Annotated in this window: 21 protein-coding genes and 2 pseudogenes; 11 read left to right on the forward strand and 12 right to left on the reverse strand. The window is 64.5% G+C overall.

What is annotated here, in order from left to right:
* Positions 1–104: 104 nt before the first annotated feature.
* Genes waaF through NTD88_RS17835 form a run of 7 tightly spaced genes read left to right on the forward strand, consistent with a single transcriptional unit; the run spans position 105 to position 7,068 of the window.
* The gene (waaF, locus tag NTD88_RS17805) at positions 105–1,154 is read left to right on the forward strand and encodes a lipopolysaccharide heptosyltransferase II (RefSeq protein ID WP_262128928.1); all 1,050 of its coding nucleotides are present in this window, start codon (positions 105–107) and stop codon (positions 1,152–1,154) included.
* Positions 1,155–2,216: a lipopolysaccharide heptosyltransferase I gene (waaC, locus tag NTD88_RS17810; protein WP_095156220.1), complete on the forward strand. Its 1,062-nt coding sequence runs from the start codon at positions 1,155–1,157 to the stop codon at positions 2,214–2,216. It begins immediately after the preceding gene.
* The gene (locus NTD88_RS17815) at positions 2,216–3,340 is read left to right on the forward strand and encodes a glycosyltransferase family 4 protein (protein WP_262156402.1); all 1,125 of its coding nucleotides are present in this window, start codon (positions 2,216–2,218) and stop codon (positions 3,338–3,340) included. Before waaC ends, NTD88_RS17815 begins: the two co-directional genes overlap by 1 nt.
* Positions 3,337–4,143: a lipopolysaccharide core heptose(I) kinase RfaP gene (gene rfaP, locus NTD88_RS17820; RefSeq protein ID WP_095156222.1), complete on the forward strand. Its 807-nt coding sequence runs from the start codon at positions 3,337–3,339 to the stop codon at positions 4,141–4,143. Before NTD88_RS17815 ends, rfaP begins: the two co-directional genes overlap by 4 nt.
* A complete protein-coding gene (locus tag NTD88_RS17825) occupies positions 4,143–4,877 on the forward strand; it encodes a lipopolysaccharide kinase InaA family protein (RefSeq protein ID WP_095156223.1) in 735 nt (244 codons plus the stop codon). The genes rfaP and NTD88_RS17825 overlap by 1 nt, the downstream gene beginning before the upstream one ends.
* The gene (locus tag NTD88_RS17830) at positions 4,874–5,626 is read left to right on the forward strand and encodes a lipopolysaccharide kinase InaA family protein (protein WP_262156401.1); all 753 of its coding nucleotides are present in this window, start codon (positions 4,874–4,876) and stop codon (positions 5,624–5,626) included. The genes NTD88_RS17825 and NTD88_RS17830 overlap by 4 nt, the downstream gene beginning before the upstream one ends.
* Positions 5,626–7,068 (forward strand): lipopolysaccharide kinase InaA family protein, encoded by a 1,443-nt coding sequence (locus tag NTD88_RS17835; protein WP_262156400.1) that lies wholly within the window; start codon positions 5,626–5,628, stop codon positions 7,066–7,068. The genes NTD88_RS17830 and NTD88_RS17835 overlap by 1 nt, the downstream gene beginning before the upstream one ends.
* A 79-nt stretch (positions 7,069–7,147) precedes the next feature.
* Here NTD88_RS17835 and fdhA read toward each other — a convergent pair whose 3' ends face one another.
* The 7 genes from fdhA to glyA all read right to left on the reverse strand — a co-directional run bounded on the left by fdhA (position 7,148) and on the right by glyA (position 16,101).
* Complete coding sequence (gene fdhA, locus NTD88_RS17840; protein WP_095156226.1) at positions 7,148–8,347, reverse strand: formaldehyde dehydrogenase, glutathione-independent; 1,200 nt, start codon at positions 8,345–8,347, stop codon at positions 7,148–7,150.
* A gap of 242 nt (positions 8,348–8,589) precedes the next feature.
* A complete protein-coding gene (purU, locus tag NTD88_RS17845) occupies positions 8,590–9,447 on the reverse strand; it encodes a formyltetrahydrofolate deformylase (protein WP_110972456.1) in 858 nt (285 codons plus the stop codon).
* A 22-nt stretch (positions 9,448–9,469) separates the two neighbouring features.
* The gene (locus NTD88_RS17850; RefSeq protein WP_110972457.1) at positions 9,470–10,102 is read right to left on the reverse strand and encodes a sarcosine oxidase subunit gamma; all 633 of its coding nucleotides are present in this window, start codon (positions 10,100–10,102) and stop codon (positions 9,470–9,472) included.
* A 121-nt stretch (positions 10,103–10,223) separates the two neighbouring features.
* Positions 10,224–13,241: a sarcosine oxidase subunit alpha gene (locus NTD88_RS17855; RefSeq protein WP_262156399.1), complete on the reverse strand. Its 3,018-nt coding sequence runs from the start codon at positions 13,239–13,241 to the stop codon at positions 10,224–10,226.
* On the reverse strand, positions 13,238–13,567 hold the full coding sequence (locus NTD88_RS17860) for a sarcosine oxidase subunit delta (RefSeq protein WP_095156230.1): 330 nt from the start codon (positions 13,565–13,567) through the stop codon (positions 13,238–13,240). Before NTD88_RS17860 ends, NTD88_RS17855 begins: the two co-directional genes overlap by 4 nt.
* Positions 13,568–13,581: 14 nt before the next feature.
* The gene (locus tag NTD88_RS17865; protein WP_095156231.1) at positions 13,582–14,832 is read right to left on the reverse strand and encodes a sarcosine oxidase subunit beta; all 1,251 of its coding nucleotides are present in this window, start codon (positions 14,830–14,832) and stop codon (positions 13,582–13,584) included.
* A 15-nt stretch (positions 14,833–14,847) separates the two neighbouring features.
* Positions 14,848–16,101, reverse strand: a complete 1,254-nt coding sequence (gene glyA / locus NTD88_RS17870; protein WP_262156398.1) for a serine hydroxymethyltransferase — start codon at positions 16,099–16,101, stop codon at positions 14,848–14,850.
* Between the two features lie 627 nt (positions 16,102–16,728).
* Here glyA and NTD88_RS17875 point away from each other — a divergent pair.
* The gene (locus NTD88_RS17875) at positions 16,729–17,769 is read left to right on the forward strand and encodes a low specificity L-threonine aldolase (protein ID WP_095156233.1); all 1,041 of its coding nucleotides are present in this window, start codon (positions 16,729–16,731) and stop codon (positions 17,767–17,769) included.
* Between the two features lie 47 nt (positions 17,770–17,816).
* Here NTD88_RS17875 and NTD88_RS29280 read toward each other — a convergent pair whose 3' ends face one another.
* The 4 genes and pseudogenes from NTD88_RS29280 to NTD88_RS17890 all read right to left on the reverse strand — a co-directional run bounded on the left by NTD88_RS29280 (position 17,817) and on the right by NTD88_RS17890 (position 20,461).
* On the reverse strand, positions 17,817–18,554 hold the full coding sequence (locus tag NTD88_RS29280) for a methyl-accepting chemotaxis protein (protein WP_410017289.1): 738 nt from the start codon (positions 18,552–18,554) through the stop codon (positions 17,817–17,819).
* Between the two features lie 129 nt (positions 18,555–18,683).
* A pseudogene (locus tag NTD88_RS29285) lies at positions 18,684–19,832 on the reverse strand (cache domain-containing protein); the annotation flags it as partial.
* 99 nt (positions 19,833–19,931) lie between these two features.
* Positions 19,932–20,234, reverse strand: a complete 303-nt coding sequence (locus NTD88_RS17885) for a cell division protein ZapA (RefSeq protein ID WP_095156235.1) — start codon at positions 20,232–20,234, stop codon at positions 19,932–19,934.
* Positions 20,231–20,461, reverse strand: a complete 231-nt coding sequence (locus NTD88_RS17890) for a hypothetical protein (protein WP_095156236.1) — start codon at positions 20,459–20,461, stop codon at positions 20,231–20,233. The genes NTD88_RS17885 and NTD88_RS17890 overlap by 4 nt, the downstream gene beginning before the upstream one ends.
* Positions 20,462–20,757: 296 nt before the next feature.
* Between NTD88_RS17890 and NTD88_RS29290 the strand changes: the two are divergent.
* The 3 genes and pseudogenes from NTD88_RS29290 to NTD88_RS17900 all read left to right on the forward strand — a co-directional run.
* Positions 20,758–21,513, forward strand: a pseudogene (locus NTD88_RS29290) (MCP four helix bundle domain-containing protein); the annotation flags it as partial.
* A complete protein-coding gene (locus NTD88_RS29295; RefSeq protein ID WP_371864292.1) occupies positions 21,505–22,368 on the forward strand; it encodes a methyl-accepting chemotaxis protein in 864 nt (287 codons plus the stop codon). The pseudogene NTD88_RS29290 and the gene NTD88_RS29295, both read left to right, overlap by 9 nt.
* A 323-nt stretch (positions 22,369–22,691) precedes the next feature.
* Positions 22,692–23,567, forward strand: coding sequence for a hypothetical protein (locus tag NTD88_RS17900; RefSeq protein ID WP_262156396.1), 876 nt, complete (start codon positions 22,692–22,694; stop codon positions 23,565–23,567).
* A 9-nt stretch (positions 23,568–23,576) separates the two neighbouring features.
* On the opposite strand, the gene gbcB is transcribed toward NTD88_RS17900, so the two are convergent.
* A complete protein-coding gene (gbcB, locus tag NTD88_RS17905; RefSeq protein ID WP_262156395.1) occupies positions 23,577–24,680 on the reverse strand; it encodes a glycine-betaine demethylase subunit GbcB in 1,104 nt (367 codons plus the stop codon).
* Positions 24,681–24,744 lie beyond the last annotated feature (64 nt).

Consider the following 24,744-nt stretch of genomic DNA (forward strand, 5'->3'; position numbering starts at 1 on the left):
TCTGGATCGGTGGCGTACACTGATGGACCTAGCCTGAATATAAAGAAGGGAGGCCAGGCTGTTTTAAACAGGCTGCAGCCTCCCTGATCGTTTCTGGATAAAGCATGAGAATTTTGATAATCGGGCCCAGTTGGGTGGGCGACATGGTGATGGCGCAAACGCTGTTCCAGGTCCTGAAGCAGCGTCACGCCGATTGCGTGATCGATGTGCTGGCCCCCGAATGGAGCCGGCCGATCCTCGAGCGCATGCCCGAAGTCCGCCAGGCCTTGAGCTTCCCGCTCGGCCACGGCGCGCTGGAACTGGCCACCCGCCGGCGCATCGGCAAATCCCTGGTCGGCCAGTACGATCAGGCGATCCTGCTGCCGAACTCGCTGAAGTCGGCGCTGGTGCCGTTCTTCGCCGGGATCCCGCAGCGCACCGGCTGGCGCGGCGAGTTCCGCTATGGCCTGCTCAATGACGTGCGGCGCCTGGACAAGGCCCGCTACCCGTTGATGATCGAGCGCTTCATGGCCCTCGCCTTCCCCGACGGCAGCGACCTGCCGCAACCGTATCCACGTCCGAGCCTGAGCATCGAGGCCGCCAGCCGCGAGGCCGCGCTGGCCAAGTTCGGCCTGGAGCTGGACCGTCCGGTGCTGGCGCTGTGTCCGGGTGCCGAGTTCGGCGAAGCCAAGAAATGGCCGGCGGAACACTACGCCAAGGTCGCCGAACTGAAGGTCCGCGAGGGCTGGCAAGTCTGGCTGTTCGGTTCGAAGAACGACCACCCGGTGGGTGAGCAGATCCGCGACCGGTTGATTCCGGGCTTGCGTGAAGAATCCTATAACCTCGCCGGCGAAACCTCGCTGGCCGAGGCCATCGACCTGCTCTCCTGCGCCGACGCCGTGGTCTCCAACGACTCCGGCCTGATGCACGTCGCCGCGGCGCTGAACCGCCCGCTGGTGGCGGTCTACGGCTCCACGTCCCCCGGCTTCACGCCACCGCTGGCCGATCAGGTCGAAGTGGTGCGCCTGGGCCTGGAATGCAGCCCCTGTTTCGACCGCACCTGCCGCTTCGGCCATTACAACTGCCTGCGCCAGCTGGAGCCCGATGCGGTGTCCGCGGCGCTGCAGCGGCTCAACGGCCCGTCGCTGGTCGACGTCAGCGCAGAGGTCGATTAAGTGCGGGTCCTGCTGATCAAGACATCCTCGCTGGGCGACGTGATCCACGCCCTGCCGGCGCTCACCGACGCGGCCCATGCCATCCCCGGCATCACCTTCGACTGGGTGGTGGAAGAAGGCTTCGCCGAGATTCCTACCTGGCACCCGGCGGTGGACCAGGTCATCCCGGTGGCGATCCGCCGCTGGCGCAAGAACCTCTGGCAAACCTTCAAGAGCGGCGAATGGCGCCAGTTCAAGAAGCGCATTCGCGAGCGCAAGTACGACCTGGTGATCGACGCCCAAGGGCTGGTCAAGAGCGCCTGGCTGACCCGCTACGTGAAGAAGACGCCGGTGGCCGGCCTGGACCGCTATTCGGCCCGCGAGGGGTTTTCCAGCCGCTTCTATGACCGCCGTCTGTCGGTTGCCACCGGTCAGCACGCCGTTGAACGGGTGCGCCAGTTGTTCGCCCTCGCCCTGGGCTACGACCTGCCCGAAGGCATCGGTGACTACGGCCTGGACCGCAGCCGCCTGGAGCAGGTGGGCGTCGCGCCTTACGTGGTGTTCCTGCACGGCACCACCTGGGACACCAAGCACTGGCCCGAGCTGTATTGGCGCCAATTGGCCGAGCGGCTCGGCCGCGCCGGCCTGCAAATCTGCCTGCCGTGGGGCAACCCGGCGGAGAAAGCCCGGGCCGAGCGGATCGCCCAGGGCTTGAAGAACGCCCAGGTACTGCCCAAATTGAACCTTGCCGGGGTGGGCCGGGTGCTGGCCTCGGCCAAGGCCTGCGTGGCGGTCGATACCGGCCTCGGCCACCTCGCGGCGGCGCTGGACGTGCCGACCCTGTCGCTGTTCGGCCCGACCAACCCGGGCCTGACCGGGGCCTACGGGAAATCCCAGGTCCATGTCGCCAGCGACTTCCCGTGCGCGCCCTGCCTGCGCAAAAAGTGCACCTACAAGCCGAGCGCCGAGGAACTGCGCCGGTTCGATCTCAAACGTGAGTGGCCGCTGTGCTTCACTCGCCTGAATCCCGAACGTGTGGCACGCCAGTTGGGCGAGCTGCTGCGGGTTGAGGATGTTCGTTGATGCAACTGGCTTTCGTGCTCTACAAGTATTTCCCCTTCGGTGGCCTGCAGCGTGACTTCATGCGCATCGCCCTGGAGTGCCAGCAGCGCGGGCATCAGATCCGCGTCTACACCCTGATCTGGGAAGGCGACGTGCCGCCCGGCTTCGAGGTGCTGGTGGCGCCGGTCAAGGCGCTGTTCAACCATCGGCGCAACGAGAAACTCAGCGCCTGGATGGAAGCGGACCTGGCCAAGCGCCCGGTGGACCGTCTGATCGGCTTCAACAAGATGCCCGGACTCGACGTCTACTACGCCGCCGACGGCTGTTTCGAAGACAAGGCCCAGACCCTGCGCGGCGGCCTGTACCGGCGCTGGGGCCGCTACCGGCACTTCGCCGAATACGAGCGCGCGGTGTTCGACAAGAACGCCCGCACCGAAATCCTGATGATTTCCGAAGTCCAGCAGCCGCTGTTCGTGAAGCACTACGGCACCCAGGCCGAACGCTTCCACCTGCTGCCGCCGGGTATTTCCCAGGACCGCCGGGCCCCGGCCAATGCCGCCGAGATCCGCGCCGAATTCCGCCGCGAATTCGACCTCAAAGACGATGAATTGCTGCTGGTGCAGATCGGTTCCGGCTTCAAGACCAAGGGCGTCGACCGCAGCCTCAAGGCCCTGGCCGCCCTGCCTTCGGCCCTGCGCAAGCGCACCCGGCTGATGGTCATCGGCCAGGACGACCCCAAGGTGTTCCAGTTGCAGAGCACCGCCCTGGGCCTCAATGACCAGGTGCAGTTCCTCAAGGGCCGCAGCGACATCCCGCGTTTCCTGCTCGGCGCCGACCTGCTGATCCACCCCGCCTACAACGAGAACACCGGCACCGTGCTGCTTGAAGCGCTGGTGGCCGGCCTGCCCGTGCTGGTCACGGCCGTTTGCGGCTACGCCCACTACATCGCCGAGGCCGACAGCGGCCTGGTGCTGGACGAACCGTTCGAACAGGAGCAGCTCAACCGCTACCTGCAACGCATGCTCGAAGACGATGCGGCCCGCGCCGACTGGGGTCGCAATGGCCTGGCCTTCGCCGACACCGCCGATCTGTACAGCATGCCGCAGCATGCCGCCGACGTGATCCTCGCGCAGGAGCGCGCATGAAACTTGTACTGAACGAGACCTTCAAACGGCTCTGGGCCGGACGCGACGCCTTCGATGCCGTCGAAGCGCTGCAAGGCGAGGTCTACCGCGAACTGGAAGGCCGCCGCACCCTGCGTACCGAAATCGAGGGCCGTGGCTACTTCGTCAAGATCCACCGTGGCATCGGCTGGGGCGAGATCGTCAAGAACCTGCTCACCGCCAAGCTCCCGGTGCTCGGCGCCGGCCAGGAGTGGAAGGCCATCCAGCGCCTGCACGAAGTCGGCGTACCGACCATGACCGCGGTGGCCTACGGCGAACGCGGCAGCAACCCGGCGACCCAGCATTCGTTCATCGTCACCGAGGAACTGGCGCCCACCGTCAGCCTGGAAGACTTCAGCATCGACTGGGTCAAGCAGCCGCCACCGCCGCGCCTGAAACGCGCGCTGATCGCCGAAGTGGCGAAGATGACCGGCGGCATGCACCGCGCCGGGGTCAACCACCGCGACTGCTACATCTGCCACTTCCTGCTGCACACCGATCGTCCGGTGACGGCGGATGATTTCAAACTGTCGGTCATCGACCTGCACCGCGCCCAGACCCGGGCGACAATCACCCGCCGCTGGCGCGACAAAGACCTCGCCGCCCTGTATTTCTCGGCGCTGGACATCGGCCTGACGCGGCGCGACAAGCTGCGCTTCCTGCGCGGCTATTTCCAGCAGCCACTGCGGCAGATTCTCGCCGAACACGCCGGCCTCCTGGCCTGGCTGGACGGCAAGGCACAGAAGCTCTACGAGCGTAAGCAACGGTATGGGGACGCGCTCTGATGGCGGGTTGGACACTGGAGCCGAAATACTCGGCCCTGGCGCATGATTTCGGCAGTATCGAAGCGGTCTTCGCCCTGCAGGGCGAACGCCTGACCCGCGACCCGCTGAGCGAAGTGATCCGCGTGCAGCGTGACGGGGTCAACTACTACGTCAAACGCTACACCGGCGCCGGCAAGGGCCTGCGCCGCTACCTCGGGCGGCCGCGGATCAAGGCCGAGTGGCAGAACCTCAAGCAGTTCGCCAAATGGCAGATTCCCACCGCCGAAGTGGTGGCCTGCGGCCTGGAGCGCAACGGCCTGAGTTTTGGCCGCGGCGCGATGATCACCCGCGAACTGCCGCGCACCGAAGACCTCTCGGTGCTCGCCGAGCGCAATGACCCGCGCCTGGCCGACCGTCGCTGGGTCGACAACATCAGCCAGCAACTGGCCCGTCACACGCGGATCATGCATGACCACCACTTCACCCATAACGACCTGAAGTGGCGCAACCTGCTGGTGGACGACCAGGGCACGCTATTCTTCATCGACTGTCCCACCGGCGACTTCTGGTGGGGCTTCATGCTGCGCTACCGGATCACCAAAGACCTGGCGTGCCTGGACAAAGTGGCCAAATACCACCTGTCGGCGACCCAGCGCCTGCGTTTCTACCTGCTGTACCGCAACCGCAACCGGTTGAATGCATCGGACAAGAAACGCGTCCGGCATATCGTGAAGTTTTTCGAGGGACGCGAATGAGTGATTTCCTGGCCAGTGCCGACACGGCGCTGCTCGAACGTCATGGCCTGAACGGCTTCGACCCGCTCTGGGCACTGCAACTGGACGCCGTGGACGAGCCCAATACCGGCCGCGGCGGCTGGAGCAGCGTGTTTCGCCTGGAGCTGGAGGGCAAGGGCTACTACCTCAAGCGCCAGAGCGATTACCTGACCCACACCCTGCACAGCCCGTTCGGCGAACCCACTTTCGCCCGCGAATTCCGCAATATCAGCCGCTACCAGAAACTGCACATCCCCGCCTTGCAGGCGGTGTACTACGGCGAGCGCAAAGTGAACGGCAAACGCCGGGCGATCCTGATGACCCGCGCGCTGGACGACTGGACCGACCTCGACAGCCTGCTGGGCCAGTGGCCGCAACTGCCGCTCCCGCAGCGCCAGGGCATCCTCCGCGCCTGCGGCCAACTGGCCCGCACGCTGCACGCCGCCCGCCAGGTGCATGGCTGCTTCTATCCCAAGCACATCTTCCTGCGCGAACGCGGCGAGGGTTGGCAGGCGCAACTGATCGACCTGGAAAAAACCCGCCCGCTGCTGTTCGGCCAGCGTGACCGGATCAAGGACCTGGAGCCGCTGCTGCGCCGCGCGCCGGTGTGGAGCGAGGCCGACATCCGCCTGTTGCTGTCGGCTTACCTGGATCAACCGGGCGATAGCCCATTGGTACACACCTGGCTGCAACGCCTGGTGCGTCGTCGTCGTCACAAAGAGGCCCGCTGATGCGTTTGTCCGAACTCAAGGATGCCGGGCGCAGCCCGCAACTCCCATTGAGCATCACCCTGGCCGATGCCGCTGGCAGCGCCGAGTTGCAACTGCTCACCCTGCTGCGCGTACTGCCGGGGCAGCGTTATGTCGGGGCCGGCGTGTGGCGCGGCAAGCCGGTGCTGGCCAAGCTGCTGGTGGGCGGCAATGCGGCCCGCCACTTCCAGCGCGAGCTGTCTGGCGTGCGCCTGCTGGCGGACAACGGCGTGACCACTCCGCTGTTGCTCGCGGATGGCCTGCGCGAAGGTGAAGGCGGCTGGCTGCTGTTCGAATACCTCGAAGGGTCCACCAGCCTCGGCGACGCCTGGGCCGACGTCGAAGGGCAAACGCCGCTGAGCGACGAGCAAAGCCTGGTCCTCGGCGAAGCCCTCGCCGCCGTGGCGCACCTCCACGCCAAAGGGCTCTGGCAGGACGATCTGCACCTCGACAACCTGCTGCGCCACAACGGCCAACTGCACGTGATCGACGGCGGCGGCGTCAAGGCACAAACCCCGGGCCAGCCGCTTTCACGCGAACAGGTACTACAGAACCTCGGCGTGTTCTTCGCCCAGTTGCCCAAGCGCCTGGAACCGTTCATCGAAGAACTGCTGGTGCATTACCTGCTGGCCAACAGCGAGCACGCCCTGCCGCTGGAAGCCCTGCAAAAACAGATCGACAAAGTGCGCCACTGGCGCCTGAAAGACTATCTGGACAAGGCCGGCCGCGACTGCACGCTGTTCAGCGTCGAACGCGGCGCCTCCGGCCTGCGCGCCATCGTCCGTGGTGAGCAGGCGGCGATGCTGCCGGTGCTTGAGAACGCCGACGCGCTGATCGACGCCGGCCACCTGTACAAGACCGGCGGTGCGGCCAGCGTGGCGCGGGTTGAAGTGCAGGGTCGGCCGCTGGTGATCAAGCGCTACAACATCAAGGACACCGCCCACTGGTTCAAGCGCTTCTGGCGCCCGAGCCGGGCCTGGCATTCATGGATCGAAGGGCACCGCCTGGAATTCCTCGGCTTCGCCACGCCAAAGCCGCTCGCGGTGCTGGAAACCCGCTGGCTGGGGCTTCGCGGCAAGGCGTATCTGGTGACCGAGTTGCTCGACGGCCCGGACCTGATGACCGCCTTCGCGCCGTATGTGGAAAACGGCGACGTGCCAGCCGAGCAACTGGACGCGCTGCAACGGCTGCTGGCGCAACTGATCCACGAGCGCATCAGCCACGGCGACCTCAAGGCCTACAACCTGTTCTGGAAAGACGGGCAATGGGCGCTGATCGACCTGGACGCCATGAGCCAGCACGTGACCCAGATGAGCTTCGCCCCGGCCTTCGCCAAGGACCGCGCGCGGTTGCTGCGCAACTGGCCGGTGGAGAGTGCGTTGTACAAGCGGCTGGATGAGTGCTTGCCGAAGCTGTCGGACTGAGGGACAGCCGCTCCTACAGGTTTGGCGGTGACGTACTCAAAGAAGAAGGGGCCAATCACGGCCCCTTCTTCATTTCTGCTTACGCCGCACTGAACATCTTGTGCGGGTCGATCACAAACTTCTTCGGCACACCGGCATCGAACTCGCCGTAGCCTTCCGGCGCCTGGTCGAGGCTGATGACCTGCACGCCCACCACTTCAGCGATGTTGATGCGGTCCCACATGATGGCCTGCATCAGCGCACGGTTGTATTTCATCACCGGGGTCTGGCCGGTGTGGAAGCTGTGGGATTTGGCCCAGCCCAGGCCGAAGCGGATGCTCAGGCTGCCGATCTTCGCCGCCGCGTCAATCGCACCCGGATCTTCGGTGACGTACAGGCCGGGAATACCGATCTTGCCCGCCACGCGAACCACCTGCATCAACGAGTTGAGCACGGTCGCCGGCGCTTCCGCCTTGGCGCCGGCATGGCCGTGACCGCGGGCTTCGAAGCCCACCGCGTCCACCGCGCAATCGACTTCCGGCTCGCCGAGGATGTCGACAATCTGTTCGTGCAACGGGGTGTCCTTGGACAAATCGACGACTTCGAAGCCCTGGGCCTTGGCATGCACCAGACGCACCGGGTTGACGTCACCAACGATCACCACCGCCGCACCCAGCAGGCGCGCCGATGCAGCAGCCGCGAGGCCCACCGGACCGGCACCGGCCACGTACACCGTGCTGCCTGGACCAACGCCCGCGGTGACCGCGCCGTGGTAGCCGGTCGGCAGGATGTCGGAGAGGCAGGTCAGGTCGCGGATCTTCTCCATGGCCTTGTCGCGATCGGGCAGTTTCAGCAGGTTGAAGTCGGCGTAAGGCACCAGCACGTACTCGGCCTGGCCGCCGGTCCAGTCGCCCATGTCGACGTAGCCGTAGGCGCCACCGGCACGGGCCGGGTTGACGGTCAGGCAGACGCCGGTGTGTTGTTCTTTGCAGGAGCGGCAGCGGCCGCAGGCCACGTTGAACGGGACGGACACCAGATCGCCGATCTTCAGGTTCTCGACGTCACTGCCCTTCTCGACCACCTGGCCGGTGATTTCATGGCCCAGGACCAGGCCGACCTGGGCAGTGGTGCGACCGCGAACCATGTGCTGGTCGGAGCCGCAAATATTGGTGGAGACCACTTTGAGGATGACGCCGTGTTCGATCTTGCGACCGCGCGGGTCTTGCATTTTCGGGTAGTCGATTTTCTGCACCTCGACCTTTCCGGAGCCGAGATACACCACTCCACGATTGCCAGACATGCTCTTACCTCGCTTGATTTGTAGTTATACAGCGTTGGTTGCAGCGCCACCGTCCATGGGCGGCATGTGTTACTGGAATGGGGGAATTGTGGGCCCGGTTGGCGCAAATGCAGGGGCTGGATGCGACAGCGAGTTATCTGTGGGCGGCAGGATTTTTGTCGGTTTCAGAAAGGCAAATCGCGAGCAAGCTCGCTCCTACAAGGCAATGGTGACCCTGTAGGAGCGAGCTTGCTCGCGATGATTTAGAGAACGACTGTCCGATTGGCGTTCAGAAACACCCGCCGCTCAATGTGATAACCAACCGCCCGTGCCAAAGTCAGGCACTCGATATCCCGCCCCTTGGCAATCAGGTCTTCGGGGTAATGGCTGTGATCCACCACCTCGACACCCTGGGCGATGATCGGGCCTTCATCGAGGTCGTTGTTGATGTAGTGCGCGGTGGCACCGACCATCTTCACGCCCTTGTTGTAGGCCTGGTGATACGGCTTGGCGCCCTTGAAACCGGGCAGCAGCGAGTGGTGGATGTTGATCGCCCAGCCATCCAGGCGCCGGCACAGCTCCGGCGACAGCACCTGCATGTAGCGGGCGAGGATCACCAGCTCGGCGCCGGACTCTTCGATCACCTGCACCACCTTGCGCTCCTGCGCTGGCTTGTCGTGGGGATCGAGCGGGAAATGGTGATACGGAATGTGGTGCCACTCGGCCAGCGGCTCCAGGTCAGGGTGGTTGGAAATCACCGCGACCACGTCCATCGACAACTGTCCGATGCGCTGGCGATAAAGCAGGTCGTTCAGGCAGTGGTCGGCCTTGGAGACCATGATCACCACCTTGGGCCGGTGGTTCGGCGCGGTCAGTTCGAACAGCATGCCGAACGCTTCGCCGCGCTCGGCGAGGCCGGCGCGAAAGCCCGCCTCGTCGAAGTCGTCCGGCTGGCGGAACTCCACGCGGATGAAGAAGCGGCCGGAGAGCCGGTCATCGAACGAGTGGTGCTCGGTGACGTAGCAACGCTGCTCATAGAGGAAGCGGGTGACCGCATCCACCGTGCCGAGCAGGCTCGGGCAGTCGGCGGTGAGGATCCAGGTGTCCGGGGCACGGCTCATGACGACTCTCCTGTGCGGGGGTTCAGGCCTGGATCGCCAGGCCGTACTCGGCGGACGCGTCTTGCAGCCACAGCCACCAGTAATCGGAGAAGCTGCGACGGATCAGCAGTTCCCAGGTTTCCTCGCCGGTACGGCGGATCACCAGTTGCGACTTGGCGAAGACCGTGCCGACCGCCTTGCCCACGGGGAAGTTGTTCGGGTGCACGTCGTAGCTGGTGGACTTCATCAGCACGTCGCGCACGTTAGGACCGCTCAGCTCCAGCAGGGTCTGGCCGCCGCTGACGTTGACGATCTGGATGTGCTGGTCAGCCAGCGCTTCGCGCAGGGCGTTTTCCACCGGGACTTCCTGGCCACCGGGCACGATCAGCAGCCATTCGTCCGGGCCGAGCCATTGCAGCGACATCTCGCCGTTGGCGACCACGGTCAGGGCGACCGGCAGTTCCAGGCCGATGGCCTTGAACACGCCGCCGGCGAAGGCTGGGTCGTGGCCGTTGCCACGCAGGGTCAGGTGACCGAGGAATTGTTTCTCGCGCAGGGTGACCCCGGCGTTCTTGCGACCCTTGCCGACCAGGCTGGACAGGTCGGCGTGGTGCAGCGGCGACTCGGCCTTGGCGTCGTTGCCGGGGCGTTGCTCGTAGACGTTGATGGCGCTCATCTTTTTATACCTGCCTGAATTCTGGAAACCGGTTTGGGGCTGCTGTGCAGCCCATCGCGAGCAAGCTCGCTCCTACAGAGGAACGAGCCGCTCTTGTAGGAGCGAGCTTGCTCGCGAAGCCTCAAACGTTCTGCCGCTCACCCTTCGGATCGAAGAACACCGAGGAGCAGATTTCCGCCTCGATCACGCTGCCATCCGCCTGGGGCGAATACACCCGTTCGCCGATGCGCTTGAGGCCACCCTTGACCACACCCATGGCGAAGGAATAACCCAGCGAGTTGGCGGCGTAGCTGGAGGTGACGTGGCCGACCATCGCCACCGGGATCGACTGTTTCGGGTCGAACACCAGTTGCGCGCCTTCCGGCAGCCATTTGGTCGGGTCGACCGGCTTGAGGCCCACCAGTTGCTTGCGGTTCTCGCGCACGCAGTCTTCGCGGTTCATGCCACGCAGGCCGATCCACGAGTACGGCTTGTTGCGGCCCACGCACCAGCTCATGTTGAGGTCGTCCGGGGTCATCGAGCCGTCCGTGTCCTGACCGACGATGATGAAGCCCTTCTCGGCCCGCAGGACGTGCATGGTCTCGGTGCCATACGGGGTCAGTTTGTACTTCTTGCCGGCCTCGACGATTTTTTCCAGGACGCCCATGGCGTAGTTGGCCTGGATGTTCACTTCGTACGACAGCTCGCCGGTGAAGGAGATACGGAACACCCGCGCCGGCACGCCGCCGACCTGGCCTTCCTTCCAGCTCATGAACGGGAAGGAATCCTTGTCCAGGTCGATGTCGCTGACCTCGGCGAGCAGCTTGCGGCTGTTCGGGCCGGACAGGGTCAGGGTCGCCCAGTGGTCGGTGACCGAGGTGAAGTACACCTTCAGGTCTGGCCATTCGGTCTGCTGGTAGATCTCCAGCCACTGCAACACGCGGGCCGCGCCGCCGGTGGTGGTGGTCATGATGAAGTGATTGTCGCCGACGCAGGCGGTCACGCCGTCGTCGAAGACCATGCCGTCTTCCTTGCACATCAGGCCGTAGCGGGCCTTGCCCACGTCGAGCTTGGTCCAGGCGTTGGTGTAGATGCGGTTGAGGAACTCGCGGGCATCCGGGCCCTGGATGTCGATCTTGCCCAGGGTCGAGGCGTCCAGCAGGCCCACGCTGTCGCGCACGGCCTTGCATTCACGGGCCACGGCGGCGTGGATGTCTTCGCCGGCACGCGGGAAGTACCACGGCCGTTTCCACTGGCCGACGTCTTCGAACTCGGCGCCGTTCTTCACATGCCAGGCATGCAGCGCGGTGAAGCGCACAGGCTCGAACAGGTGACCGCAATGCCGGCCCGCCACGGCGCCGAAGGTGATCGGCGTGTAGTTGGGGCGGAACATGGTGGTGCCCATTTCCGGGATGCCGATGCCCAGCGAACGGGCGGCGATGGCCAGGCCGTTGACGTTGCCCAGCTTGCCCTGGTCGGTGCCGAAGCCCAGCGCGGTGTAGCGCTTGACGTGCTCGACCGACTCGAAGCCTTCGCGGGTCGCCAGTTCGATGGCGGCGGCGGTGACGTCGTTCTGCTGGTCGACGAATTGCTTCGGCGCCCGCGCGGTGTTTTTGTCGTGCGGCACCTGGAACAGCGCCAAGGTCGCTTCTTCCTGGCGCACCAGGGCTTTGGGCAGGGTAGCGGCTCCGGCCTTGAAGCCGGCTTCGGTCACGGCGCGGGCGCCGCCTTCGAAACCGTCGGCCAGGGCATCACCGAGGGCGAACACGCCGTTGATGCCGCCCACGCACACGCGCTTCTGCGGGGCTTCACCCGGCACGAAGCCGAGGATGTCTTCACGCCAGACCGGCTTGCCACCGAGGTGCGAGGCCAAGTGGACCACCGGGCTGTAGCCGCCGGAGGTGGCAACCAGATCGCACTCCAGCCATTCGCCGGGGCTGGTGACGGTGTGGGCCTTGACGTCGATGGCCGCGACCCGCGCACCGGTGACGCGCTTGCTGCCACGGGACTCGACCACGGCGCTGGAGGTCAGGATGCGGATGCCTTTGGCGCGGGCTTCTTCCACCAGCGAACCGCGCGGGTTGTGCCGCGCGTCAGCGACGGCGACCACTTGCAGGCCAGCATCGTGCCAGTCGAGGGCCACGCGGTAGGCGTGGTCGTTGTTGGTCGACAGCACCAGCTTGCGGCCCGGCGCCACGCCGTAGCGACGCACGTAGGTGGAAACGGCGCCGGCGAGCATGTTGCCCGGCACGTCGTTGTTGCCGTACACCAGCGGACGCTCGTGGGCGCCGGTCGCCAACACCACGCGCTTGGCGCGGACGCGGTGCATGCGCTGGCGCACCTGGCCGATCGGCGCACGGTCACCGAGGTGGTCGGTGAGGCGTTCGTGGATCGTCAGGAAGTTGTGGTCGTGGTAGCCGTTGACCGTGGAGCGCGGCAGCAAGGTGACTTCCGGCAGGCTCTTCAGCTCCGCGACCACCGCGGCGACCCAGTCGGTCGCCGGTTTGCCGTCGAGGCTTTCGCGGCTGTCCAGCAGGCTGCCGCCGAATTCTTCCTGCTCGTCGGCGAGGATCACCCGCGCCCCGCTGCGTGCGGCAGCGAGGGCTGCGGCCAGGCCGGCAGGGCCGGCGCCCACCACCAGCACGTCGCAGTGCTGGTTCATGTAGTCGTAGGTGTCCGGGTCGTTTTGCAGCGGCGCGCGGCCAAGGCCGGCGGCTTTACGGATGTACTTCTCGTAGGTCATCCAGAACGACTGCGGGTACATGAACGTCTTGTAGTAGAAGCCCGGCGGCATCAGCTTGCCGCCGACCTTGCCGAGAATCCCCATGACGTCGTTGTTCACGCTCGGCCAGCCGTTGGTGCTGGTCGCCACCAGGCCCGCATACAGCGCCTGCTGGGTAGCCCGCACGTTGGGGATCTGGGTGGCTTCGCTGGCGCCGATCTGCAGGATGGCGTTCGGCTCTTCGGAGCCGGCGGCGATGATCCCGCGGGGACGCGAGTACTTGAAGCTGCGGCCGATGATATCGACGCCGTTGGCCAGCAGCGCGGCGGCCAGGCTGTCGCCGGCATAGCCCTGGTAGGTCTGGCCGTTGAAGGTGAAGTTCAAGACGGTGCTGCGGTCGATGCGACCGCCGCTGGAAAGGCGATAAACCTGGCTCATACCTTTTCTCCCTGGCCGTTGGCGACCAACTGCGGGGCGGTGCCTTTACCGGTGACTTGTGGCTTGCTGCCGATCTTGTAGGTTTCCAGGATCTCGTAGGTCACGGTGTCGCGCGTGGCATTGAAGTACTGGCGGCAGCCGGCGGCGTGGATCCACAGTTCGTGGTGCAGGCCGCGCGGGTTGTCGCGGAAGAACATGTAGTCGCCCCACTGTTCGTCGGTGCAGGCGTTCGGGTCCAGCGGACGCGGGATGTGAGCCTGGCCGGCCGCGTGGAATTCTTCCTCGGAGCGCAGTTCGCCGCAGTGTGGACAGAAGATGTGCAACATGATGATTTCTCCTGTTAGTGGGCGACGGCGGCTGCGCCGTGTTCGTCGATCAGGGCGCCGTTGTGGAAACGGTCGATGGAAAACGGTTTGGCCAGCGGGTGCATTTCGCCCTTGGCCAGGCTCGCGGCGAAGACGTTGCCCGAACCCGGGGTCGCCTTGAAGCCGCCGGTGCCCCAGCCGCAGTTGAAGAACATGTTCTTGACCGGGGTCTTGGAGATGATCGGGCAGGCGTCCGGGGTGGTGTCGACGATGCCGCCCCACTGGCGGTTCATGCGCACGCGGGAGAGGATCGGGAACATCTCGACGATCGCCTGCAGGGTGTGCTCGATGACCGGGTACGAGCCGCGCTGGCCGTAGCCGACCCAGCCGTCGATACCGGCGCCGATGACCAGGTCGCCCTTGTCCGACTGGCTGATGTAGCCGTGCACGGCGTTGGACATGATCACGCTGTCGATGATCGGCTTGATCGGCTCGGACACCAGCGCTTGCAGCGGGTGCGATTCCACCGGCAGGCGGAAGCCGGCCAGGCGTGCCATGTGCCCGGAGTTACCGGCGGTGACCACGCCGACGCGCTTGGCGCCGATGAAGCCCTTGTTGGTTTCGACACCGATGACGGCGCCGTTTTCCTTGCGGAAACCAATCACTTCGGTCTGCTGGATCAGGTCCACGCCCAGGGCGTCGGCGGCACGGGCGAAGCCCCAGGCCACGGCGTCGTGACGGGCCACGCCGCCGCGCCGTTGCACGGTGGCGCCGATGATCGGGTAACGGGTGTTCTTCGAGCAGTCGAGGTACGGAATCTCGTCGCTCACCTGCTTGGCGTTGAGCAGTTCGCCGTCGACGCCGTTGAGGCGGTTGGCGCTGACCCGACGCTCGGAGTCACGCATGTCCTGCAGGGTGTGGCACAGGTTGTAGACGCCGCGCTGGGAGAACATCACGTTGTAGTTGATGTCCTGGGACAAGCCTTCCCAGAGCTTCATCGCGTGCTCGTAGAGGTGCGCCGATTCATCCCACAGGTAATTGGAGCGGACGATGGTGGTGTTGCGGGCGGTGTTGCCGCCGCCCAGCCAGCCCTTCTCGACCACTGCGACGTTGGTGATGCCGTGTTCCTTGGCCAGGTAGTAGGCCGTGGCCAGGCCATGGCCGCCACCGCCGACGATGATCACGTCATAGACCTTTTTCGGGGTCGGCGTGCGCCACATGCGCTGCCAGTTTTCGTGGTGGCTGAGGGAGTGTTTGAAGAGGCCGAAGCCCGAATAGCGTTGCATGGTCTGTTACTCCACTCAGCGGTAAACCGGGAAGTCCGCACACAGTGCCGACACGTTGCGCGCCACATCGGCTTCCACATCGGCGTCGCCGAGGTTGTCGAGGATGTCGCAGATCCAGCCAGCCAGTTCCACACACTGGGCGACCTTGAAGCCGCGGGTGGTGACGGCCGGGGTGCCGATACGCAGGCCCGAGGTCACGAACGGCGATTGCGGGTCGTTCGGCACGGCGTTCTTGTTGACGGTGATATGGGCGCGGCCAAGGGCGGCATCGGCCTCTTTGCCGGTCAGGCCCTGACGGATCAGGCTGACCAGGAACAGGTGGTTATCGGTGCCGCCGGACACTACATCGTAGCCACGCGCGATGAACACGCCAGCCATGGCCTGGGCGTTATCGATGACCTGTTGTTGGTAGGTCTTGAAGCCAGGCTCCTGCGCTTCCTTGAAGCACACGGCCTTGCCGGCGATGACGTGCATCAGCGGGCCGCCTTGCGCGCCGGGGAACACTGCGGCGTTGAGCTTTTTCTCGATCTCTTCGTTGGCCTTGGCCAGGATCAGGCCACCACGCGGACCGCGCAGGGTCTTGTGGGTGGTGGTGGTGACCACGTCGGCGAACGGCAGCGGGTTCGGGTACAGGCCGGCGGCAACCAGGCCAGCGACGTGGGCCATGTCGACGAACAGCAGCGCACCGACCTTGTCGGCGATGGCGCGGAAGCGCGGGAAATCGAGGGTCTTGGAGTAAGCAGAGAAGCCGGCAACGATCATCTTCGGCTTGTGCTCGACGGCCAGGCGCTCGACTTCGTCGTAATCGATCAGGCCGGTGTTGGTGTCGATGCCGTATTGAACGGCGTTGTACAGCTTGCCCGAGGACGACACTTTGGCGCCGTGGGTCAGGTGACCGCCGTGGGCCAGGCTCATGCCGAGAATGGTGTCGCCGGCCTGCAACAGGGCCAGGTAGACGGCGCTGTTGGCGGAAGAACCGGAGTGCGGCTGGACGTTGGCGTAGTCGGCGCCGAACAGTTGCTTGGCGCGCTCGATGGCCAGCGCCTCGACCTTGTCGACGTGTTCGCAACCGCCGTAGTAGCGCTTGCCCGGATAGCCCTCGGCGTACTTGTTGGTCAGGCCGCTGCCCTGGGCCTGCATCACCCGCTTGCTGGTGTAGTTTTCGGAAGCGATCAGCTCGATGTGATCTTCCTGACGTTGCTCTTCGGCATTCATCGCCGCCAGCAGTGCATCGTCATAACCTTGAATCTGGTCTTGCTTGCTGAACATCGCATCTCTCCCGGCAGCGGCATAGGTCGTGTAGGCGGGCGCCGTGGCATTGACGGCATCCTTTGCAGCGATGGTATGGCCGGGCCCCGCAGGCCAGATGCCTGCGCACGCCACGGAAAGGTGCGTTTACGACATTGTTTTGTCTTGTTTGCGATAGTCGTGCGGCTTGGGGCCTCATCGCTGCATGGGTATCTACACATCTTTCGGTCATATGGAGGCTGGAAGGCGTTTGTCAAAAGACCGAGTGATGGCCACCAGGCGCATGCCGGAAATTTTCTAGCGCTCTCAAGACCGAGCGCCGCCCGCGCGGCGCATCGCGACGGTTCGGCGCCCCGACAAGCTCGCTCCTACATTGGTTGCAACGTACCTATGCCTGTCAGGCCATAGTTGAACGCCTTGTTTGTACGAAGCGGTATCGAGTTAACTTCAACAGCCTCCCCGCGATTCATCGCCAGGCGCCAAGGGCGGGCAACACCTCTCTGTCAGACCATGGCACGTTGCAACCAATGTAGGAGCGAGCTTGCTCGCGATGAGCCCACCAAAAACGACACAAGAATCAGGTTGTATAGGCAACTGCTTAATCGATGCATTAGAGTGCTCCCCTGCCTCGCTCACAGGACTCGCGCCATGACAGAACAAAGCCAACAATTCGCCAGCGACAACTATTCCGGGATCTGCCCCGAGGCCTGGGCCGCCATGGAAAAGGCCAATCACGGCCATGAACGCGCCTACGGCGACGACCAGTGGACGGCCCGCGCTTCCGACCATTTCCGCCAGTTGTTCGAAACCGACTGCGAGGTGTTCTTCGCCTTCAACGGCACCGCGGCCAACTCGCTGGCGCTGTCGTCGTTGTGCCAGAGCTACCACAGCGTGATCTGCTCCGAGACCGCCCACGTCGAGACCGACGAATGCGGCGCGCCGGAGTTCTTTTCCAACGGCTCCAAGCTGCTCACCGCGCGCAGCGAGAACGGCAAGCTGACCCCGGAATCGATCCGCGAAGTGGCGCTCAAGCGCCAGGACATCCACTACCCTAAGCCACGCGTGGTGACCATCACCCAGGCCACCGAAGTCGGCAGCGTGTACCGCCCCGAAGAACTCAAGGCGATCAGCGAAACCTGCAAGGAACTGGGCCTGAACCTGCACATGGACGGCGCGCGCTTCGCCAACGCTTGCGCCTTCCTCGGCTGCTCGCCGGCCGAGCTGACCTGGAAAGCCGGGATCGACGTGCTCTGTTTCGGCGGTACCAAGAACGGCATGGCGGTCGGTGAGGCGATCCTGTTCTTCAACCACAAGCTGGCCGAAGACTTCGACTACCGCTGCAAACAGGCCGGGCAACTGGCGTCGAAAATGCGCTTCCTGTCGGCGCCGTGGGTCGGCCTGCTGGAAAACGGCGCCTGGCTGCGCCACGGCGTCCACGCCAACCACTGCGCGCAATTGCTCAGCAGCCTCGTGGCGGACGTGCCGGGGGTCGAACTGATGTTCCCGGTGGAAGCCAACGGCGTATTCCTGCAGATGCCGGAGCCGGCGCTGGAAAAGCTGCGTAATAAAGGCTGGCGGTTCTACACCTTCATCGGCAGCGGCGGGGCGCGGTTCATGTGCTCGTGGGATACCGAAGAAGCGCGGGTGCGGGAGTTGGCGGCGGATATTCGGGCGGTGATGGGCGTCTGATGATGTGCAGCCCTTCGCGACGGATCGTCGCGAAGGGCCCCTGCAATCTAGAGCCTGAACCCACCCATCTGCTTGGCCAGATCATCGGCCAACCGCTGCAACGCCTCGCAATCCTTCCGGCACGCCTCCACTTCCGTCGCCGTCGTCCGCGCCAGATCGGAAATCCCCTGCACGTTGCGGTTGATCTCCTCGGTCACCGCCGACTGTTCTTCGGTCGCCGTCGCCACCTGCAGGTTCATGTCGCTGATGCGCTCCACCTGGCCGGTGATGGTGGTCAATGAATCACCCGTGAGCTGACTCGACTCGACCCCCGTGCCCGTCGCCGTCTGCCCGGCATGCATCGAGGCCACCGCGGTGCCGGTGCCTTGTTTGAGGCGCTGGATCATCTGCTGGATTTCCCCGGTCGAAACCTGGGTGCGCTGCGCCAGGGTGCGGACTTCATCCGCCACCACAGCAAAGCCACGACCCATTTCCCCGGCCCGCGCCGCCTCGATGGCGGCATTGAGCGCCAGCAGGTTGGTCTGTTCGGAAATGCTGCGGATCACCGCCAGCACCTTGTCGATGGACGCCACTTCCTCGGCCAGTTCACTCACCGCATCCGCCGCCGTGCCGATCTCGCCGGACATCCCTTCGATATGCGCAATCGAGCGCTGCACCACGTCTCGCGCCTGCAAGGCTTCGTCGCGGGCTGTCTGCGAGGCGTGCGCCGCTTCGCCGGCGTTCTGCGCGATTTCCTGTACGGTCAGGCCCATCTGGTGAACGGCAGTGGCGACCATTTCGGTCATTTCCTGCTGCTTGAGCGAGCGATCAGCGGTGCTGACCACCACATGGATCACCTGCCCGACCGCCTTGCGCAACTGCTCGCTGGTGCGCAGGACTTCGCCGATCAGGTTGCGCTGGCCATCGAGGAAGCGGTTGAAGCCCCGGGCCAGATCGCCCAGTTCGTCGCGGCGGCTTTCGTCGAGGCGGTGGCTGAGGTCGCCGCCGCCATCGCCAATGGCGATCAGCGCGTCGGTCACCTGGCGAATCGGACGCGCGATGCCCCGCGCCAGCAGCACCACCAACAGCAGCGAGAGCAAGGCAACGGCGCCGCCGATCAATGAGGTAAGCCAGACCGCGTCATGCATCTGTCCGTAAATCTGCGACTCCGGCACCTCGGCCACCAGACGCCAGTTCAGGTCGCGCAGCGGCAGGCTCAAGGCCAGGTAGCGCTCGCCGTCACGCTCGAAGCGGCTGCTCTGCAAGCCATCGGTTTTCGCCAGGATCGCCTGCGCCGCGGCCTCGCCGATCTGCTCGGACAACTGCCGCTTGCCGCCATGCTCGTTCTGCGGATGCACCTGGATCAGGCCGTCGCCGCGCACCAGCATCACCCGCCCGCGCTCGCCGAAGCTGAAGTTGTGGATCAGCTCGGACATCTCGGTCATGCGCAGGCCAAGCCCGCCGATGCCCACCAGCTTGCCGGCCTTCTCGATCCGGTAGTCGATGAACAGCGCCAGCTCACCGGTGGCGCCATCGGTATCGATGTTGAGCATGCGATTGTTGCCACTGTCGACGAATCCGAAGAACCATTTATCTGCCGGATTGTTGCGACTCAGGGTCCGGTCCAGGCCCTTCTCGTTGTAGTAGTGGTTGGTGTCGGTAGAGACGAACACCGACGTGAAGGCCTGGTTCTTCTCGCGCATGATTTCCAGGTACTCGACCACTGCCGGCGCCCCGGCAGGCTCCTCGCCAGCGGCGAGCCAGTCGCGCAGATAGGTGTTGTGGGCAATGTCGGCGGCCGCGGTCAGGGGCCGGCTGAGCATCCGCTCGATGTCGTTACGAATCGCCTCAATGCTGGCCGGCAATGCCGTGTCGACCAGGTAACGCTCGGTCAACCGGTTGACCGCCACCGTGTAGATACCGACCACGATCAGAATGCTCACCAACAGGGCTGCGCCCATGCTTGTGATCAGTTGCCACTGGATACTGCGCCGCCAGAAGTGCATGGAGTTCCCTCGGAGAAATAAGACCTGTACTGCAAATGACAGGCCAATTGTATACACATTGGTATCCAATAATTCCATACGAGCAGCACAATGCCCCTCACGAATGTAAGGTCTGGCTGAAAAAAACGAGGGAAAGGGATGTAGGTGTGGGAGCCGGAACGCTCCCACACAAGGCGATCAACTGTTGACGATGGCCTGGGAGATGGCGTCGACCGTGGCGCTGACTTGCTCTTGATAACGGTCGAGGGCCTGCTGGTGCGACTGCTGCAGTTCGATCTGTCGCGAGCACAGGTTCAGGGCCGCGAGAACCAGCAACTTGTCACCGATCAGCGACGGGTAATTGCGCTTGGTATCGGCCAGGGAAGCCTTGAGCATCCGGACCGCCTCGTGGAGCACGTGCTCCTGGCCTTCGGGGGCCTTGATCGAGTAGTCGTTGCCCATGATCGAGACGACATTGATCGTCTGCGCGGTCTCGTTCATGCGCTAACAGCACCCGCGCTGGCACGCTCGATCAGCGCCTGCAGGCGTGCGGTGGTGGCGCCGTTCTTGTCTTCCTGTTCCATCAGGCTCAGTTGCAGGCTTTCGTTCTCGTCCTTGGCCTGGCTCAGCTCGGTGTCCAGTTGTGCATTGCGCTCGGCCAGTTGCTGATTCTTTTGCAGCAGCTCGCCGACCAGTTGTTCCAGTTGACTCAGAGTGGTGTCCAACATGATTGCCTTCTCGGGGGTGGTTGCGGGGGGCGCACACGATAAAGAAATCTCGACATGCCCGCCAGAGATATCGGGGCCAGAGCCCCGCGTTGGTGCACATTGACCTGATATAGGTCATCCGGTTCCCGCATTTGGTCGGACAACGCCTACATGAAACACGATAGGCGGCTCATATTTTGTCGGACAAAGCCTCAAGTCCAGCGCGCGTTTACCGATAGGCAAGTGGTACTCCTCCAAAACAGGCGCATGGATCGCGTCCCCTCTTGACTCGGATCCGACCCATGTCCCTACGCAACATGAATATTGCCCCGCGAGCACTGCTGGGGTTCGCGCTGATCGGCGCGCTGATGCTGACCCTGGGCATCTTTGCCCTCAACCAGATGAGCAAGATCCGCGAGGCCGGCGCGAACATCGAAAGCGTCACGGTGCCGAGCATCAAGAGCCTGGACCAGATCAGCCTGATGACCCTGCGCCTGCGTACCCTGTCCTACCGCCTGATGATCAACCGCGAGCCGGACCTGCTGCAGACCACCCTCACCCAACTCGACCAGCGCAACGAGCAGATCGATGCCCAGCGCAAGATCTACGAGCCGCTGATTGCCGCCGATGAAGAGCGCGCCACGTACAACCAGTACGTGCAGGTGCTCGGCCAGTACCGCCAACTCGAAACCCGCATGCGCCAGTTGTCGCAGAGCGGCGACCTGCCGGCCCTGCGCGACATGATCAACCGCGAGCTGCTGCAGAACATGGAGCAGGTCACCGCGCTCCTGGACAAGCTGATCAAGATCAACACCGAGCAGACCCGCGACTTCAACCAGGCCGCCACCGACCAGTACGAAATGGCCTTCAGTCTGGTGATCGCCCTGCTGGTCGCCGCGACGGTGCTGACCTTCCTCTGCGCCGTGCTGCTGACCCGCAGCATCGTCAAGCCGATTGAAGACGTGCTGGGCGTGGCCGAGAAGATTGCCGAAGGCAACCTGACCCACGTCATCCACCCGGAGGGCAAAGACGAGGCGGCACGCCTGCAACGCGCCATCGCGCAGATGCAGGAACAGTTGCGCGACACCCTGCAGCAGATTTCCGGCTCGGCCACGCAACTGGCGTCGGCGGCTGAAGAGCTGAACAGCGTCACCGAGGAAAGCGCCCGCGGCCTGCAACAGCAGAACAACGAAATCGAGCAGGCGGCTACCGCGGTGACCGAGATGACCAGCGCCGTCGAGGAAGTGGCGCGCAACGCGGTGAGCACCTCCGAAGCGTCGCAGGAAGCCACCCGCTCCGCCGGCGACGGCCGTGACCTGGTCATGGAAACCGTCAGCGCCATCGAGCGCATGAGCAACGATGTGCAGAGCACCTCGGTGCTGGTGGGCAACCTGGCCGAACAATCCCGCGATATCGGCAAGGTGCTGGACGTGATCCGCGGCCTGGCCGACCAGACCAACCTGCTGGCCCTCAACGCGGCCATCGAAGCGGCGCGTGCCGGTGAAGCCGGCCGTGGTTTCGCGGTGGTCGCCGATGAAGTCCGCGCCCTCGCCCACCGTACCCAGCAGTCCACCGCCGAGATCGAGCGGATGATCGGCAGCATCCAGGGCGGCACCGAACAGGCCGTCAGCTCGATGCGCAACAGCACCGAGCGCGCCGAGTCGACCTTGAGCATCGCCCGTGGCGCCGGCATGGCGCTGGAAACCATCACCGGCGCGGTGGCGCAGATCAATGAGCGCAACCTGGTGATCGCCAGCGCCGCCGAAGAGCAGGCCCAGGTCGCCCGCGAAGTGGACCGCAATCTGGTGAACATCAACGACCTGTCGGTGCAATCGGCCACTGGTGCACACCAGACCAGCGCAGCCAGCGCCGAGCTGTCGCGCCTGGCGGTGGACCTGAACAACCTGGTGGGACGCTTCAGGATCTGATCCTGGCCTTCGGGGCGGTACGCCGCCCCTGAAGGCTTCGCACATCCCTGTAGAACCACGCCACCCGCAATCTGGACGGCACCACCACGAATCCACCTACAACATTCCGCCCTGACCTACTTCACCTACACCCAACAACGCGACCACCACACCGCAACAATCCCCCTTCCTACAAATCCCGCCTAAATCCCCCGGAAACCCCTGATTCCGCCGTCATCCGCCCCTTCTCCCCTCGCATGATTTGATGCAATTTCCCCCTGTGAACATTCCGACCAGTCCCTAACCTCTCGGCGTCCAGACCTCCTCCGAACGCCGGATCGCCCATGAACAAGGCTCAAGCCAGCCTGCTCCAAGAATCTTCCGACAGCACGCATCGCGCACCCTGTCAGACCGCCTCCTTCTGGTTCTCCACCCACTTCCTGCCCGTGCCCCTCGCGATCGGCTTTCTCGGTCCGCTGCAAGGCCTGTCGCTCTGGCAATCGCTGCTGGCGATCATCCCCGCCGTGTTGCTCGGCAGTCTCGTTCCCGTCCTGTGCCGGTCCTTGCGCAGCGCGATCCTGCTGCTGCCGATCGCCCTGCTGCTCCATGTGCTGAACCTGGAAACCCTCTTCCGCGTGGCGATTCACCTGCTGCCCGGCACGCCCATCAACTGGCAGGCCATGGCATTGATGCTGGCGACGCTGATCGGGTTTATCGGCCCGGGGTTGCTGTACCGCGTGCAGGCCGTCCTCGCGCCGTTGCTGGCGTTGGTGTTCGGCCTGCTGACGATGGGCGCGGTGTTGTTGCTGGAAGCGGACACGGCGCAGCGTCAGTTGCAGTTCTCCTGGTCGGCGTTCGCGATTCAGGCGGTAGCGGCGGCGCTCTGGCCGATCAGCCTCACGCCGCTCGCCAGCAAAGGCACGCCGCATTACCCCGGCATCGCACTGCCGGGGCTCTGGCTGATGTCGCTGGGCGCGCTGATGGCCTCGGCCATTCCGGCGGTGGATACCGTGGTCAGCCTGCGCCTGGTGGGCGAGCGGTTCTATCCGGGACTGGGCAGCCTGGCGGTGCTGCTGGGTGCGCTGGCGATGGTCGCTTCCATGGCGACCCATTCCTACGCGGTGCTGGCGAGTTGGCGCTTGAATGAAAAAGCCCGCGGGATGGCGCTCGCGGGCTTTGCGTTGCTGGCGTTGTGGATCGAGCGCCAGCTCCATTCGTGACGCCGGACCTCAATACTCGATCCGCACATCCCCTTTCGGCACGCTGCAGCACGACAGGATGTAGCCCTCGGCCACGTCCTCGTCGGTGATGCCGCCGTTGTGCTCCATCTCCACTTCGCCGCCCAGCTTGAGCACCTTGCAGGTGCCGCAGATGCCCATGCCGCAGGCCTTGGGAATCATCAACCCGACTTTCGCCGCCGCGGCGTGCACCGTCTCGCCGGGGGCGATGCGGCTGCTCTTGCCGGTGGCGGTGAACTCCACCAGGTGCAGGTCGCTGGCTTCCACTTCTTCCGCCGCTTCGGCGGCCTGTTCAGCATGCTCCACCGCGTCGGCCTTGGCTTCCGGCGGGGTCGCGCCGAACGATTCCTCGTGATACCGGCGCATGTCGTAGCCGGCGGCTTCAAGCAGGCGCTTGACCGCGGTCATGTATGGCGTCGGGCCGCAGCAGAAGATCTCGCGCTCCATGAAGTCCGGGGCGATCAGTTCCATCAGCTTGTGGTTCAGGTAGCCGCGATAGCCGGCCCAGGGTTCGCCCAGGCCATGCTTCTCGCAAATGATGTGCAGGCTGAAGTTGTCGATCCGCGACGCCATGTGCTCCAGCTCGCGGTGGTAAATGATGTCTTTCGGCGAGCGGGCGCTGTGGACGAAGACCATGTCGACATTGGCGTTGGTGTCGTAGAACCAGCGGGCCATGGACATCACCGGGGTGATGCCGACGCCACCGCTGAGGTAGAGCACTTTCGGGCTGGGGAAGTCGATGGCGTTGAACAGCCCGACCGGCCCGTGCACCGCCAGCTCCTGGCCTTCGTGCAGGGTGTCGTGCAGGTAGTTGGAAACCTTGCCGCCAGGCACGCGCTTGATGGTGACCGAGAAACTGTAGGGCACCGACGGCGAGCTGGAGATGGTGTAGGAACGCATCACCGGCTGGCCTTCGATTTCCAGCTCCAGGGTGACGAACTGGCCCGGCTTGAAGAAGAACAGGATCGGCTGGTCGGCCATGAAGCAGAAGGTGCGTACGTCCCAGGTTTCCTGGATCACTTTGACGCAACGCACGATGTGGCGACCGTTGGCCCAGGTCTGGGTGGTCACCGGATTCAGAAAGGGATTGGACATGCTCTTCGTCTCCACGGCCGACTGCGGCTCTATGGCGAAGATAATGCGCAAGCCGCGAGCATCC

Source organism: Pseudomonas sp. 20P_3.2_Bac5 (genome assembly GCF_025466035.1).
Lineage (GTDB): Bacteria > Pseudomonadota > Gammaproteobacteria > Pseudomonadales > Pseudomonadaceae > Aquipseudomonas.